This is a genomic window from Pseudomonas sp. XWY-1 (assembly GCF_002953115.1).
GTDB lineage: Bacteria > Pseudomonadota > Gammaproteobacteria > Pseudomonadales > Pseudomonadaceae > Aquipseudomonas > Aquipseudomonas alloputida.
Window position 1 is genome coordinate 2216957 of the sequence record NZ_CP026332.1, and the last position, 14442, is coordinate 2231398.

Annotated in this window: 12 protein-coding genes; 4 read left to right on the top strand and 8 right to left on the bottom strand. The window is 62.0% G+C overall.

Translation table 11 applies throughout. The features are described 5' to 3' along the window. Nucleotides 1-78: 78 nt before the first annotated feature. The 4 genes from hflD to PRJ_RS10270 all read right to left on the bottom strand — a co-directional run bounded on the left by hflD (nt 79) and on the right by PRJ_RS10270 (nt 4757). The gene (gene hflD / locus PRJ_RS10255; protein WP_010954818.1) at nt 79-705 is read right to left on the bottom strand and encodes a high frequency lysogenization protein HflD; all 627 of its coding nucleotides are present in this window, start codon (nt 703-705) and stop codon (nt 79-81) included. Next, on the bottom strand, nt 702-1826 hold the full coding sequence (gene mnmA / locus PRJ_RS10260) for a tRNA 2-thiouridine(34) synthase MnmA (RefSeq protein ID WP_010954817.1): 1125 nt from the start codon (nt 1824-1826) through the stop codon (nt 702-704). Before mnmA ends, hflD begins: the two co-directional genes overlap by 4 nt. A 59-nt stretch (nt 1827-1885) precedes the next feature. Beyond that, nucleotides 1886-2326, bottom strand: a complete 441-nt coding sequence (locus tag PRJ_RS10265; protein ID WP_104961311.1) for an NUDIX hydrolase — start codon at nt 2324-2326, stop codon at nt 1886-1888. 205 nt (nt 2327-2531) lie between these two features. Further along, nucleotides 2532-4757 carry an NADP-dependent isocitrate dehydrogenase gene (locus tag PRJ_RS10270; protein ID WP_010954815.1) on the bottom strand — a complete coding sequence of 742 codons (2226 nt, stop codon included), beginning with the start codon at nt 4755-4757 and terminating at the stop codon, nt 2532-2534. Nucleotides 4758-5171: 414 nt separating this feature from the next. Here PRJ_RS10270 and icd point away from each other — a divergent pair, with 414 nt between their 5' ends. Next, nucleotides 5172-6428, top strand: a complete 1257-nt coding sequence (gene icd / locus PRJ_RS10275; protein ID WP_014755963.1) for an NADP-dependent isocitrate dehydrogenase — start codon at nt 5172-5174, stop codon at nt 6426-6428. 71 nt (nt 6429-6499) lie between these two features. Here the strand turns inward: icd and cspD are convergent, their stop codons facing one another. Then, nucleotides 6500-6766 (bottom strand): cold shock domain-containing protein CspD, encoded by a 267-nt coding sequence (gene cspD / locus PRJ_RS10280; protein WP_104961312.1) that lies wholly within the window; start codon nt 6764-6766, stop codon nt 6500-6502. A 230-nt stretch (nt 6767-6996) separates the two neighbouring features. Here cspD and clpS point away from each other — a divergent pair, with 230 nt between their 5' ends. Further along, nucleotides 6997-7359: an ATP-dependent Clp protease adapter ClpS gene (gene clpS / locus PRJ_RS10285; protein WP_003251220.1), complete on the top strand. Its 363-nt coding sequence runs from the start codon at nt 6997-6999 to the stop codon at nt 7357-7359. Between the two features lie 30 nt (nt 7360-7389). Beyond that, complete coding sequence (gene clpA, locus PRJ_RS10290; RefSeq protein ID WP_010954812.1) at nt 7390-9660, top strand: ATP-dependent Clp protease ATP-binding subunit ClpA; 2271 nt, start codon at nt 7390-7392, stop codon at nt 9658-9660. Nucleotides 9661-9745: 85 nt separating this feature from the next. On the opposite strand, the gene infA is transcribed toward clpA, so the two are convergent. The 3 genes from infA to aat form a co-directional block, all read right to left on the bottom strand. Beyond that, complete coding sequence (gene infA, locus PRJ_RS10295) at nt 9746-9964, bottom strand: translation initiation factor IF-1 (protein ID WP_002553999.1); 219 nt, start codon at nt 9962-9964, stop codon at nt 9746-9748. Nucleotides 9965-10065: 101 nt separating this feature from the next. Beyond that, the gene (locus PRJ_RS10300; RefSeq protein WP_003251215.1) at nt 10066-10773 is read right to left on the bottom strand and encodes an arginyltransferase; all 708 of its coding nucleotides are present in this window, start codon (nt 10771-10773) and stop codon (nt 10066-10068) included. A gap of 56 nt (nt 10774-10829) precedes the next feature. Continuing rightward, nucleotides 10830-11510: a leucyl/phenylalanyl-tRNA--protein transferase gene (gene aat / locus PRJ_RS10305; protein ID WP_003251213.1), complete on the bottom strand. Its 681-nt coding sequence runs from the start codon at nt 11508-11510 to the stop codon at nt 10830-10832. A gap of 406 nt (nt 11511-11916) precedes the next feature. On the opposite strand from aat, the gene PRJ_RS10310 reads away from it, so the two are divergent. Next, nucleotides 11917-14421, top strand: coding sequence for a DNA translocase FtsK (locus PRJ_RS10310; RefSeq protein ID WP_014590374.1), 2505 nt, complete (start codon nt 11917-11919; stop codon nt 14419-14421). Nucleotides 14422-14442: the final 21 nt, after the last annotated feature.

Here is a 14442-nt window from a genome sequence, read left to right on the forward strand (position 1 = left end):
CACCGGCGTAGCCGGTGCCATACACCGCGTCGCCTGCTTCGCGGGCACGCCCGCTCCCACAAAGGGCTGCCCAGCCCGTCAGTTGGGGCTGCGCATCATGTCGTACAGTTCGTTCAGCAACTTGCGCCGGCTGAACACCAGCTGCCAACGGTGCCCGCCCAGCTGCCGCCACAGTCGCGCGGCGCGGATGCCGGCCAGCAGCAGGGCGCGGATCTTCGAGGCATTGTTGGGCTGCTGCAGGAAGCGCATGTCGCCGTGCACCTGGATGCGCTGGCGCAAGGTGCTCAGGGTGTCTTGGTACAAGGCTCCACTGGAAGCGATGACGTTTTCGTGAACCAGGCCGAAATGCTCGGCCTGCGACTGGATTTGCGGCAGGCGGTTGCCGATGGTGTCCAGCAGGTCGCCACGCTTGTTCAGCTGGCGCTCTAGGCCCAGCATCGACAGGGCGTAGCGCAGCGGCTCGCGTTGCAGGCTGTTGGGGTCGCGCTCGAGGGCGCCGATCAGCGCTCGGTAGCCGTCGCGCAGGTTCAGGTCGTCACCGCCGAACACCTCCAGGGTATCCTTGGGGTCGCGCACCAGCAGGCTGCCCAGCATGCAGCCGATATTGGCTTCACTGGCCTGGCCGGTGCGGGCGATGCGGTCGACGAGCACGGCGGCCTGGAACACACCACCCAACGCGATCAGCTGCTCCTGCAGGTTGCTCATGCGCGCGGGCTCCACGGCTCGGCAGCCTCGATCACGCCGCCGCCCAGGCACACTTCGCCGTCATAGAACACCACCGACTGGCCCGGCGTCACGGCGCGCTGAGGCTCGTCGAACACGGCGCGGTAGCCGCTGGCGGTGCGTTCCAGGGTGCATCGCTGGTCGCTCTGGCGGTAGCGCACCTTGGCAGTCAGCTGCCGTGGGCTGCCGAGGTCGACCGGGTTGACCCAGAAAATTTCCGAGGCCAGCAGGGCGCGGGAGAACAGCCATGGGTGCTCGTTGCCCTGGCCGACCACCAGCACGTTGCGGGCCAGGTCCTTGTGCAGCACGTACCACGGCTCGTCACTGGCATCCTTCAGGCCGCCAATGCCCAGGCCCTGGCGCTGGCCGATGGTGTGGTACATCAGGCCATGGTGGCGGCCGATCACTTCACCTTCGGTGGTTTCAATGTCGCCTGGCTGGGCCGGCAGGTACTGCTTGAGGAAGTCGCTGAAGCGGCGCTCGCCAATGAAGCAGATGCCGGTGGAATCTTTCTTCTTGGCGGTGGCCAGGCCGTGCTTTTCGGCGATGGCGCGTACTTCGGGCTTTTCCAGTTCGCCGACCGGGAACAGTGTGCGGGCGATTTCCTGGCCGCCGACGGCGTGCAGGAAGTAGCTCTGGTCCTTGTTCGGGTCCAGGCCCTTGAGCAGTTCGGTGAGCGCGCCAGTATCGCGGCGGCGCACATAGTGGCCGGTGGCGATCAGGTCGGCACCCAGCGACAGGGCGTAGTCGAGAAACGCCTTGAACTTGATTTCGCGGTTGCAGAGGATGTCGGGGTTGGGTGTGCGGCCGGCCTTGTATTCCTCAAGGAAGTGCTCGAACACGTTGTCCCAGTATTCGGCGGCGAAGTTGGCGGTGTGCAGCTTGATGCCGATACGGTCGCACACGGCCTGGGCGTCGGCCAGGTCTTCACGGGCGGTGCAGTATTCGGTGCCGTCGTCCTCTTCCCAGTTCTTCATGAACAGCCCTTCCACCTGGTAGCCCTGCTCGATGAGCAGAAGGGCTGAGACGGAAGAGTCCACGCCGCCGGACATGCCGACGATGACGCGGGTCTTGGCGGGGTCTTTAAGTGCTGGGCTGGTCATGGGTACCGGTGTGTATCAAGGGGGAAAAACGCCGATTCTATCAAACCCGCGGCGCCGCGTCAGTCGCGTAGCAGGTCGAGGCTGTGCAGCGGGCCTTTGAGGTAGTCATCCAGGCAGCGCGGCACCAGCTCGCTGCGCCAGCGAGTGGGGTCGGCCAGCAGTTCGTCGCGGGTCAGCCACACGGCGCGGACGATATCGCTGTCCAGTGCCAGGTCGGCGTGATGGCGCACGGGGCGGGCGGCGAAGCAGACGCGCTGGTAGGTCACGCCGTTGCTGGGGGCGGTGTACAGGTAGATGCCGACCACGCCGGTCAGCTCGACTTCCCAGGCGGTTTCTTCCAGGGTTTCGCGCAGGGCGGCCTGGGGCAGGGTTTCATTTGGCTCGAGGTGCCCGGCGGGCTGGTTGAAAACGTGCTGGCCGGCTTTGAATTCTTCGACGAAGAGGAACCTGCCTTCGTGTTCGACGAGGGTGGCGACGGTGATGTGGGGTTGCCAAGTCATTTGCGCTGTCCTTTTGGATGGCTGGGGCTGCTTTGCAGCCCTTCGCGGGCAAGCCCGCTCCCACAAGGTGCAGCGCAGGTCTCACAAACTGCACCTCTCCTGTGGGAGCGGGCTTGCCCGCGAAGGGCCGCAGAGCGGCCCCATTTCCCAGAAAGCACAAACCCCGGTGCGTGGCCGGGGTTTGTGCTGTTACTTCAAGCGAACCTTACAGCGCGGCGATGGCGCTGTTCAGGGTCTGGCTTGGGCGCATCACCTTGGCGGTCAGCTCGGCATCCGGGGCGTAGTAGCCGCCGATGTCGGCTGGCTTGCCCTGAACGGCGTTGAGCTCGGCGACGATGGTCGCTTCGTTCTCGGCCAGGGTTTTTGCCAGTGGTGCGAAGCGTGCCTGCAGGGCAGCGTCGTCCGTCTGAGCGGCCAAGGCCTCGGCCCAGTACAGGGTCAGGTAGAAGTGGCTACCGCGGTTGTCGATACCGCCGACTTTGCGCGACGGCGACTTGTTGGTGTCGAGGAACTTGCCGGTAGCCTGGTCCAGGGTGTTGGCCAGAACCTTGGCGCGCGGGTTGTCGTAGGTGTTGCCCAGGTGCTCCAGGGAAGCGGCCAGGGCCAGGAATTCACCCAGCGAGTCCCAACGCAGGAAGTTCTCTTCAACCAGCTGCTGCACGTGCTTCGGAGCCGAACCGCCGGCGCCGGTTTCGAACAGGCCACCGCCGTTCATCAGCGGCACGATCGACAGCATCTTGGCGCTTGTGCCCAGTTCCATGATCGGGAACAGGTCGGTCAGGTAGTCGCGCAGCACGTTGCCGGTCACCGAGATGGTGTCCTTGCCTTCGCGGATGCGGGCCAGGGAGAACTTGATGGCGTCGACCGGTGCCAGGATGCGGATGTCCAGGCCGGTGGTGTCGTGATCTTTCAGGTACTTCTGCACCTTCTCGATCATGACGCCGTCGTGGGCGCGAGCCGGGTCCAGCCAGAACACCGCCGGGGTGTTGCTCAGGCGGGCACGGTTGACGGCCAGCTTGACCCAGTCCTGGATCGGCGCGTCCTTGGTCTGGCACATGCGGAAGATGTCACCGGCTTCGACGTTCTGCTCCAGCACGACGTTGCCCTTGCCATCGACTACGCGAACCACGCCGTCAGCCTTGATCTGGAAGGTCTTGTCGTGGGAGCCATACTCTTCGGCTTTCTGCGCCATCAGGCCAACGTTCGGCACGCTGCCCATGGTGGTCGGGTCGAAGGCACCGTTGACCTTGCAGTCTTCGATGGTGGCCTGGTAGATGCCGGCGTAGCAGCGGTCCGGGATCACGGCCTTGGCGTCTTGCAGTTCGCCTGCGGCGTTCCACATCTTGCCCGAGTCACGGATCATGGCCGGCATCGAGGCGTCGACGATCACGTCGCTCGGCACGTGCAGGTTGGTGATGCCTTTGTCGGAGTTGACCATGGCCAGGGCTGGGCGCTCTGCGTACAGGGCCTGGATGTCGGCTTCGATCTCGGCCTGCTTGTCGGCTGGCAGGTCCTTGATGCGGGCGTACAGGTCGCCGATACCGTTGTTGGCGTTGAAGCCTACTTCGGCCAGGGCAGCGGCGTGCTTGGTCAGCACGTCGTTGTAGAATTCTTCGACGATGACGCCGAACATGATCGGGTCGGAGACCTTCATCATGGTGGCTTTCAGGTGCACCGACAGCAGCACGCCGGCGGCCTTGGCATCGGCGATCTGTTCGGCGATGAAGGCTTTCAGGGCCTTGCGGCTCATGGTGGCGCAGTCGATGACTTCGGCGGCTTTGACGGCGGTCTTTTCTTTCAGCACGGTGGTGCTGCCGTCTTTGCCGACCAGCTCGATGCGCAGGCTGTCGTCAGCTTCGATCAGTGCGGCTTTTTCGCTGCCGTAGAAGTCACCCTGGGTCATGTGGGCAACGTGCGACTTGGAGTCAGCGGCCCAGGCGCCCATCTTGTGTGGGTGCTTGCGGGCGTAGTTCTTGACCGACAGCGGCGCGCGGCGGTCGGAGTTGCCTTCGCGCAGCACCGGGTTCACGGCGGAGCCCTTGATGCGGTCGTAGCGGGCGCGGGATTCTTTTTCTTCCGCGGTGGCCGGCTCGTCGGCGTAGTCAGGGATGTTGAAGCCCTTGCCTTGCAGTTCCTTGATCGCGGCTTTGAGCTGCGGTACCGAGGCGCTGATGTTCGGCAGCTTGATGATGTTGGCTTCAGGGGTGGTAGCCAGCTGGCCCAGTTCCGCCAGGTGATCGCCTACTTGCTTCTCTGCGCCCAGTTGCTCCGGGAAGGCGGCAAGGATACGGCCAGCCAGGGAAATGTCGCGAGTTTCGACAGCGATGTCAGCCGAAGCGGTGAACGCTTCGATGATCGGCAGCAGCGAGTAAGTGGCGAGGGCGGGGGCTTCGTCGGTGAAGGTATAGATGATCTTGGAACGGGTGGGCATGCGGGTTAACTCTCTGTGTGCTGAGCGTGCTCGAGTCTCGTGGTGCGCAGGGTAGGCGCATCGCCCTGGTAGCACCATGAGCGGAAAGTCGAGAGGCTGCGAGCGGTGATGGTGGATGCATCAGTCGAGCGTCAAGTGCTGAGCTGCGGTAACAACCCAGGCTTTATGGCCATTCATGGCCTAGGGCGGTCCGCATTTTCCTGGGATTCGCCCCGATGACCCTTCGGTCGCGGCGGAGTATACCAAACCATTTGGGCTAATCAGCAAGGCCAAGTGATATCGGCCCATTTATAAGACCAAAGACTAAGCGGCAATGCGGCGGGTTGTCGCATGCCTTGCAGGTCGGCAGATGTGGTTTAGGCTCAGTGGATCGCACGATGTCCAAACCACACCCGATAGCGGAGTAGTGCAAGCATGGGATACCAGAAAATCAAGGTTCCGACCGACGGCAGCAAGATCACCGTCAATGCAGATCATTCGCTCAACGTGCCTGATCATCCGATCATTCCTTACATCGAAGGCGACGGGATCGGCGTCGATGTTTCGCCGGTCATGATCAAGGTGGTCGATGCCGCCGTGGAGAAGGCCTACGGCGGCAAGCGCAAGATTGCCTGGATGGAGGTGTACGCTGGCGAGAAAGCCACCCAGGTGTATGACCAGGATACCTGGCTGCCGCAGGAAACCCTCGATGCCGTGCGTGATTACGTGGTATCGATCAAGGGCCCGCTGACCACCCCGGTCGGTGGCGGCATCCGCTCGCTCAACGTGGCCCTGCGCCAGCAACTGGACCTGTATGTGTGCCTGCGGCCGGTGCTGTGGTTCCAGGGTGTACCGAGCCCGGTGAAAAAGCCGGGCGACGTCGACATGGTGATCTTCCGCGAGAACTCCGAAGACATCTATGCCGGCATCGAGTGGAAGGCCGGGTCGCCTGAGGCGAACAAGGTGATCAAGTTTCTCAAGGAGGAAATGGGGGTCACCAAGATCCGCTTCGACCAGGACTGTGGTATCGGCGTCAAGCCGGTGTCGAAGGAGGGTACCAAGCGTCTGGTGCGCAAGGCCCTGCAGTATGTGGTGGATAACGACCGCGAATCACTGACCCTGGTGCACAAGGGCAACATCATGAAGTTCACCGAGGGTGCCTTCAAGGACTGGGGGTACGAGGTGGCGCGTGACGAGTTCGGTGCTGAACTGCTCGATGGTGGCCCGTGGATGAAATTCAAGAACCCCAAGACCGGTCGCGAGGTCATCGTCAAGGACGCCATCGCCGACGCCATGCTGCAGCAGATCCTGCTACGCCCGGCCGAGTACGACGTGATCGCCACCCTCAACCTCAACGGTGACTACCTGTCCGATGCCCTGGCGGCGGAAGTGGGTGGTATCGGCATTGCCCCGGGCGCCAACCTGTCCGACACCGTGGCCATGTTCGAGGCCACTCACGGCACGGCACCCAAGTATGCCGGGCAGGACAAGGTCAACCCGGGCTCGGTGATCCTCTCGGCAGAGATGATGCTGCGCCACATGGGGTGGACCGAGGCCGCCGACCTGATCATCAAGGGCACCAATGGCGCCATTGCGGCCAAGACCGTGACCTACGATTTCGAGCGGTTGATGGAGGGGGCCAAGCTGGTAAGCAGCTCAGGCTTTGGCGATGAAATGATCAAACACATGTAAGGCAACAGAAAACCGGTCGCCTCCTGTAAAGAGGCGGCCGGTTTTTTCGTCTATCGGCACAGCGCAGGCAGTCAGGCTTTTGCAGTTTCGCTTTGCGGCTCGCCCAGGGTTCTGGCAGCCTCTGCTGCAGCGGCCGCGGCATCTTTGATTTCAACGGCGTGCAAGCCTTTGGGGCCCTGGACGATGTCGAATACCACGGCCTGGCCAGCCTTCAGGGTCTTGTATCCGTCCATTCGGATGGCGGAATAATGGGCGAACAGGTCATCGGATTTACCTTCCTCATTGATGAATCCATAGCCCTTGGCATTGTTGAACCACTTGACTTTACCGCTTGCCATCCCTATGTCCCTCTGCAAAGGACTCCATCACTGGAGTATCATCCACTTCATCCGCATACGAACCTTGCGAAAAATCTGGTTGACTGCGCGGATCTTTATCGACCACGGTGGGTTCTTATTGGTTGTAACACCGTTTTGCCGATAGTCAAGGTCACGCGGCGCCTGCGCTGGCGGTGGCCTGTGCAGTCAACCCGCAACCTTAACCTGACGCTCATGATGAAATTCTTTCCATGCATGCACCTAGTGAGATTCGACTAACATTCAATCAGGATCGCCCGCAATCGAATGAGGACGACGGCTCAGGTCTTGCAGTTCAGGAAGCCAAGCCGATCCTGCAGGCGCCACCGATGTACAAGGTGGTTTTGTTCAACGATGACTACACGCCAATGGATTTCGTCGTCGAAGTGCTCGAGACGTTCTTCAGTCTGAACCGCGAGCTGGCGACCAAGATCATGCTGACCGTCCATACCGAGGGGCGGGCAGTGTGCGGATTGTTTACCCGTGACATCGCCGAAACAAAGGCTATGCAGGTCAACCAATACGCCAGGGAAAGCCAGCATCCGCTACTCTGTGAAATCGAGAAGGACGGTTAATCGCCGACCACTTGGGTATGAGGTGAAGCTATGTTAAACCGCGAGCTCGAAGTCACCCTCAATCTTGCCTTCAAGGAGGCCCGTTCGAAGCGTCATGAGTTCATGACCGTCGAGCATCTGCTGCTGGCACTCCTTGACAATGAGGCTGCCGCGACCGTTCTGCGCGCCTGTGGCGCCAATCTCGACAAGCTCAAGCATGACCTGCAAGAGTTCATCGACTCCACCACGCCGTTGATCCCTGTCAACGACGAAGACCGTGAAACCCAGCCGACCCTGGGCTTCCAGCGCGTGCTGCAGCGTGCCGTGTTCCACGTGCAAAGCTCTGGCAAGCGCGAAGTGACCGGCGCCAACGTGCTGGTGGCGATCTTCAGCGAACAGGAAAGCCAGGCCGTGTTCCTGCTCAAGCAGCAGAGCGTGGCCCGTATCGACGTGGTCAACTACATCGCCCATGGCATCTCCAAGGTGCCAGGGCATGGTGCACAGTCTGAAAGCGAGCAGGACATGCAGGACGATGAGGGGGGCGAAACCTCCTCTTCGAGCAACCCGCTGGACGCCTACGCCAGCAACCTGAACGAGCTGGCCCGTGCCGGCCGTATCGATCCGCTGGTAGGTCGCGAGCAGGAAGTGGAGCGTGTGGCGCAAATCCTCGCTCGTCGGCGCAAGAACAACCCGCTGTTGGTGGGTGAGGCAGGCGTGGGCAAGACGGCCATCGCCGAAGGCCTGGCCAAGCGCATCGTCGATGGTCAGGTGCCTGACCTGCTGGCACAGAGCGTGGTGTACTCCCTCGATCTGGGCGCCTTGCTGGCCGGTACCAAATACCGTGGTGACTTCGAGAAGCGCTTCAAGGCGCTGCTCGGTGAGCTGCGCAAGCGTCCGCAGGCCATCCTGTTCATCGACGAAATTCACACCATCATCGGCGCCGGTGCGGCGTCGGGCGGGGTGATGGATGCCTCCAACCTGCTCAAGCCGCTGCTGTCGTCGGGGGAAATCCGCTGCATCGGTTCGACCACGTTCCAGGAGTTTCGCGGCATCTTCGAGAAGGATCGTGCCCTGGCGCGTCGCTTCCAGAAGGTGGATGTCAGCGAGCCATCGGTCGAAGACACCGTGGGCATTCTGCGCGGCCTGAAAGGGCGTTTCGAAAGCCACCACAACATTGAGTACAGCGACGAAGCCCTGCGCGCCGCCGCCGAACTGGCATCGCGCTACATCAACGACCGGCACATGCCTGACAAGGCCATTGATGTGATCGATGAGGCTGGGGCCTACCAGCGCTTGCAGCCAGAGGCCAGTCGCGTCAAGCGCATTGATGTGCCGCAAGTGGAGGACATCGTCGCCAAGATTGCGCGAATTCCGCCGAAGCACGTCACCAGTTCCGACAAGGAGCTGCTGCGCAACCTTGAGCGCGACCTGAAACTGACCGTGTTTGGCCAGGACCAGGCAATCGACTCGCTGGCCACCGCGATCAAGTTGTCCCGTGCCGGCCTCAAGTCGCCAGACAAGCCGGTGGGTTCGTTCCTGTTCGCCGGCCCTACCGGCGTCGGCAAGACGGAAGCGGCGCGGCAATTGGCCAAGGCGCTGGGGGTGGAGTTGGTGCGTTTCGACATGTCTGAGTACATGGAGCGCCACACCGTGTCGCGTTTGATTGGTGCGCCGCCGGGTTATGTCGGTTTTGACCAGGGTGGCTTGTTGACCGAGGCGATCACCAAACAGCCGCACTGCGTATTGTTGCTCGATGAAATCGAGAAGGCCCACCCGGAAGTCTTCAATCTGCTGCTGCAGGTGATGGACCACGGTACCCTGACCGACAACAACGGGCGCAAGGCCGACTTCCGTAACGTGATCCTGATCATGACCACTAACGCCGGTGCAGAAACTGCGGCGCGGGCGTCGATCGGCTTCACTCATCAGGACCACGCGTCCGATGCCATGGAAGTGATCCGCAAGAGCTTCACGCCAGAGTTCCGCAACCGTCTGGATACCATCATCCAGTTTGGCCGCCTGAGCACGGAGACGATCAAAAGCATCGTCGACAAGTTCCTTATCGAATTGCAGGCGCAGCTGGAAGACAAGCGTGTGCTGCTGGAAGTCAGCGATGAAGCACGCGGTTGGCTGGCGGTTTCGGGCTATGACGTGCAGATGGGCGCGCGGCCAATGGCGCGGCTGATCCAGGACAAGATCAAGCGGCCGCTGGCCGAGGAGATCCTGTTTGGCGAGCTGGCCGAGCATGGTGGCGTGGTGCATGTCGACCTGCGCGATGGCGAACTGGTGTTCGACTTCGAAACCACGGCTGAGGTCGCGTGATGTGCAGGGGCTGCCTTGCAGCCCCTGCAATTTCTTGAGGCACAAAAAAGCCCGGCACCTGGCCGGGCTTTTTCATGGCTTGAGCTTAGCGCGCACGGTAGGTGATGCGGCCCTTGCTCAGGTCGTACGGCGTCAGCTCGACGCGGACCTTGTCGCCAGTGAGAATGCGGATGTAGTTCTTGCGCATCTTTCCGGAGATGTGCGCGGTTACGACGTGCCCGTTTTCCAACTCCACGCGGAACATGGTGTTGGGCAGGGTGTCGACGACAGTACCTTCCATTTCGAAGCTGTCTTCTTTCGACATGCAGTTGAGCCCTCGGATCCAATGTTAGCCCGACGCATATCCGCACCGGGCAAAAAAGTGGCGTGGATTATGCCGGAAAACTGCGTGTCAAGCCAATGCTTTCAGTTGAGGGTGACCCAGCGCTGGTTTATCAGCAGCTCGATAGGTCGGTACTGCGTCTTGTAGTTCATCTTCTTGCAGTTCTTGATCCAGTAGCCCAGGTAAACCGCCTCCAGGTTCTGGCGCAGCGCTTCGGTGATCTGCCAGAGAATGGCGAAACGGCCAAGGCTGCGGCGCTCCTCGTCCGGCTCGTAGAAGGTGTACACCGCCGACAGGCCATTGGGCAGCAGGTCGCACACTGCCACCGCCATCAACCGGCCTTCCAGGCGAAACTCGTAGAACCAGCAGAACGGCAGGTCGCGTACCAGGAAGGTGGAAAACTGATCGCGGCTGGGCGGGTACATGTCGCCATCGGCGTGGCGCGTTTCGATATAGCGCCGGTACAGCTCGAAATACTCTTCCTTGAACGCCGGGCGCGCTGCGGTTACGGTCAGGTCGGCGTTACGTTTGAGTATGCGACGCTGCTGGCGGTTGGGGATGAAGCGCGCCGCCGGGATGCGCGCCGGCACGCAGGCGTTGCAGTTCTGGCAGTGTGGGCGGTACAGGTGGTCGCCACTGCGGCGAAAGCCCATTTCCGACAAATCGGCGTACACGTGCACGTCCATCGGCTGGCTGGGGTCGAGGAACAGCGTGGTCGCCTGCTCCTCCGGCAGGTAGCTGCAGGAGTGGGGCTGAGTGGCATAGAACTTCAACCGCGCCAACTCTGTCATGATCAACCCCTTCGGTGAGACTTTGTTTTAAGTGTAAGCCAGCTACGGGAACTCGCCTAGGCAACCCATGAAGCACTGTTGGGCTGGTCAAGGTGGCGTGCCAGGTAGCTGGCGAACTCGGCACGGCTGATGGCGTGGGCGCCCAGGCTGTGCAGGTGGTTGGTCGGCATCTGGCAGTCGATAAGCACGAAGCCGGCGTCTCGCAGGTGGTTGACCAAGGTCACGAAACCGACCTTGGAGGCGTTGTCGGCGCGGCTGAACATCGATTCGCCAAAGAACAGCTGGCCCATGGCGAGGCCGTACAGGCCCCCGACCAGTTCGCCGTCCTGGCGAACTTCGACCGAATGGGCGATGCCACGGCGGTGCAGCTCGCAGTAGGCGTTGCGCATGGTGTCGGTGATCCAGGTGCCGTCAGCGTAGTCGCGAGGCGCGGCGCAGGCGGCGATCACGGCCGGGAAGTCGGTGTCGAAGCTGACCTGGTAGCGGCCTTGGCGCATCAGCTTGGCCAGCGAGCGTGACACATGCAACTGGTCAGGCAACAACACCGTGCGCGGGTCGGGTGACCACCACAGGATCGGTTGGCCGTCCTGGTACCACGGGAAGCAGCCATGGCGATACGCCTGCACCAGGCGCTCGGGGCTCAGGTCGCCGCCGGCGGCCAGTAGGCCGTTGGGGTCGTGCAGCGCCTTTTCCAGGGGCGGGAAGGTAAGCGAGTCGCGGGTCAGCCAGGTGAGCATGGTCTATCGTGCGGTGGGGGAGGGGAGAGGGCAGCATGGCTTGGGTGAAAAGCGGGGTCAATCTCTTTGGGGGCTCAAAGCCAGCGCGGTAACCTGCACAAGGCTACCCCTACAGGGAAGTGAGGCAGTTTTGCGGCAATTCAGGGCAATTTCCTACACATTCATCAAACCGCAGGCACCATCCGCTACATTTGCTGTCACACCTGTGCAAAAACACAGCATAAGCCTTTGTCACGAAAGAAAATGCATGCTCAAATTGCAGCTATATGAATTCGCCCCCGGCCAAACCCCCATACGGCGTGCCGCCATGGCGGCTGGCGGGCAGTAATGTTAAAAGTAGTGGTTCGTTGGTCGCGCAGCGGCCGATCACTATTGGACGCGCACCACGCGCAGGAATAGACGCGTTTTGAAGAAATCCACCGCAACTCCAGCTCCATTGCCTGTGCCACTGTGGCGGCAGCAGCTGCATTATCGCCTCAAGGAAGGTGCGTTGATCGCTGTCGGCGCGCTGTGCCTATACCTGTGGATGGCGCTGCTGACCTACGATACGTCGGACCCGGGCTTCAGCCACACCAGCAACGTCGACCAGGTTCAGAATGCGGCCGGGCGTGCCGGTGCCTACTTCGCCGACATCCTGTTCATGGTGCTGGGTTACTTTGCCTATATTTTCCCGCTGCTGCTGGCGGTCAAGACCTGGCAGATTTTCCGCGAACGCCACCAGCCATGGGACTGGAGCGGCTGGCTGTTCTCCTGGCGGCTGATTGGCCTGGTGTTCCTGGTGTTGTCGGGGGCGGCGCTGGCGCATATCCACTTCCATCCGCCCGCCAGCCTGCCGTTCTCTGCCGGTGGTGCACTGGGCGAAAGCCTGGGCGACCTGGCGCGCAACCTGCTCAACGTGCAGGGCAGCACGCTGATGTTCATTGCCCTGTTCCTGTTCGGCCTGACCGTCTTCACCGACCTGTCGTGGTTCAAGGTGATGGACCTGACCGGCAAGATCACCCTCGACCTGTTCGAACTGGTGCAAGGGGCTGCCACCCGCTGGTGGGAAGCGCGCAACGAGCGCAAGCGCCTCGAGGCACAGCTGCGCGAGGACGAACCGGTGTTCAAGGCCGCGCCGATGGCTGCCGAGAAGCGCGAGCCGGCCAAACCGTCACTGCGCGAGCGCATCCTCAAGCGTGAAGAGCCACCCGCTCAGCCTGTCGAGCCGCGTGAGCCAACCCTTGCACGCGAACCGATTGTGCCGCCACGTGAAACGGCGCCTGAGGCATTGGCGCCGCGCGAAACCGTGGTGCCCCGCCAGCAGCACGCAGCACCCACCATTGTGCCGCCGTCCGCCGCCAGCAGAGCGCCGGAGCCGAGCAAGCGGGCGATGAAGGAAAAGCAGGCGCCGCTGTTCGTCGACAGCGCCGTGGAAGGCACCTTGCCCTCGATTTCCATCCTCGACCCGGCCGAACAGAAAAAGATTGAGTATTCGCCAGAATCCCTGGCCGGCGTCGGCCAGTTGCTGGAAATCAAGCTCAAGGAATTCGGTGTGGAAGTGGCGGTGGATTCGATCCACCCCGGCCCGGTGATTACCCGTTACGAAATCCAGCCGGCCGCTGGTGTGAAGGTCAGCCGCATCGCCAACCTGGCCAAGGACCTGGCGCGTTCGCTGGCCGTGACCAGTGTGCGAGTGGTCGAGGTCATCCCTGGCAAGACCACGGTAGGTATCGAGATACCCAACGAAAACCGCCAGATGGTGCGCTTCTCCGAAGTGCTGGCCACGCCGCAGTACGACGAGCAGAAATCGCCCGTCACGCTGGCGCTGGGCCACGACATTGGTGGCAAGCCGGTGATCACCGACCTGGCCAAGATGCCGCACCTGTTGGTGGCCGGTACTACCGGCTCCGGTAAGTCGGTGGGTGTGAACGCGATGATTTTGTCGATCCTGTTCAAGTCCAGCCCGGAAGACGCGCGGCTGATCATGATCGACCCGAAAATGCTTGAACTGTCGATCTACGAAGGCATCCCGCACCTGCTGTGCCCGGTGGTCACCGACATGAAGGACGCCGCCAATGCCCTGCGCTGGAGCGTGGCCGAAATGGAGCGGCGCTACAAACTGATGGCGGCCATGGGCGTGCGTAACCTGGCCGGTTTCAACCGCAAGATCAAGGACGCCCAGGAAGCTGGCGAAATCATCCACGACCCGCTGTATCGCCGTGAGAGCATGGACGATGAGCCGCCTGCGCTGAAAACCTTGCCGACCATCGTGGTGGTGGTGGACGAATTCGCCGACATGATGATGATCGTCGGCAAGAAGGTCGAAGAGCTGATCGCCCGTATCGCGCAGAAGGCACGGGCGGCCGGTATTCACCTGATCCTCGCCACCCAGCGCCCGTCGGTGGACGTGATCACCGGCCTGATCAAGGCCAACATCCCGACCCGTATGGCGTTCCAGGTGTCGAGCAAGATCGACTCGCGTACCATCATCGACCAGGGCGGTGCCGAACAGCTGCTGGGCCATGGCGACATGCTGTACATGCCGCCGGGCACCAGCCTGCCGATCCGGGTGCACGGCGCATTCGTGTCCGACGACGAAGTGCACCGCACGGTCGAGGCGTGGAAGCTGCGTGGCGCCCCGGACTACAACGACGACATCCTCAACGGCGTCGAAGAAGCCGGTAGCGGCTTTGACGGCGGCGGCGGCGGTGGCGAGGGTGACGATGCTGAAACCGACGCCCTGTATGATGAGGCGGTGCAATTCGTGCTCGAGAGCCGTCGCGCCTCCATTTCTGCCGTGCAACGCAAGCTGAAGATCGGCTACAACCGTGCCGCGCGCATGATCGAGTCGATGGAGATGGCTGGCGTTGTCACCCCGATGAACAGCAACGGCTCGCGGGAAGTGATAGCCCCGGGCGGCCCGCGCGACTGATGAACACCCTGCCGGGCGCCA

Bases quoted from the DNA above. Each gene is read 5' to 3' on its own strand.
- hflD (WP_010954818.1), bottom strand. From the start codon at position 705: ATGAGCAACCTGCAGGAGCAGCTGATCGCGTTGGGTGGTGTGTTCCAG.
- mnmA (WP_010954817.1), bottom strand. From the start codon at position 1,826: ATGACCAGCCCAGCACTTAAAGACCCCGCCAAGACCCGCGTCATCGTC.
- PRJ_RS10265 (WP_104961311.1), bottom strand. From the start codon at position 2,326: ATGACTTGGCAACCCCACATCACCGTCGCCACCCTCGTCGAACACGAA.
- PRJ_RS10270 (WP_010954815.1), bottom strand. From the start codon at position 4,757: ATGCCCACCCGTTCCAAGATCATCTATACCTTCACCGACGAAGCCCCC.
- icd (WP_014755963.1), top strand. From the start codon at position 5,172: ATGGGATACCAGAAAATCAAGGTTCCGACCGACGGCAGCAAGATCACC.
- cspD (WP_104961312.1), bottom strand. From the start codon at position 6,766: ATGGCAAGCGGTAAAGTCAAGTGGTTCAACAATGCCAAGGGCTATGGA.
- clpS (WP_003251220.1), top strand. From the start codon at position 6,997: ATGCATGCACCTAGTGAGATTCGACTAACATTCAATCAGGATCGCCCG.
- clpA (WP_010954812.1), top strand. From the start codon at position 7,390: ATGTTAAACCGCGAGCTCGAAGTCACCCTCAATCTTGCCTTCAAGGAG.
- infA (WP_002553999.1), bottom strand. From the start codon at position 9,964: ATGTCGAAAGAAGACAGCTTCGAAATGGAAGGTACTGTCGTCGACACC.
- PRJ_RS10300 (WP_003251215.1), bottom strand. From the start codon at position 10,773: ATGACAGAGTTGGCGCGGTTGAAGTTCTATGCCACTCAGCCCCACTCC.
- aat (WP_003251213.1), bottom strand. From the start codon at position 11,510: ATGCTCACCTGGCTGACCCGCGACTCGCTTACCTTCCCGCCCCTGGAA.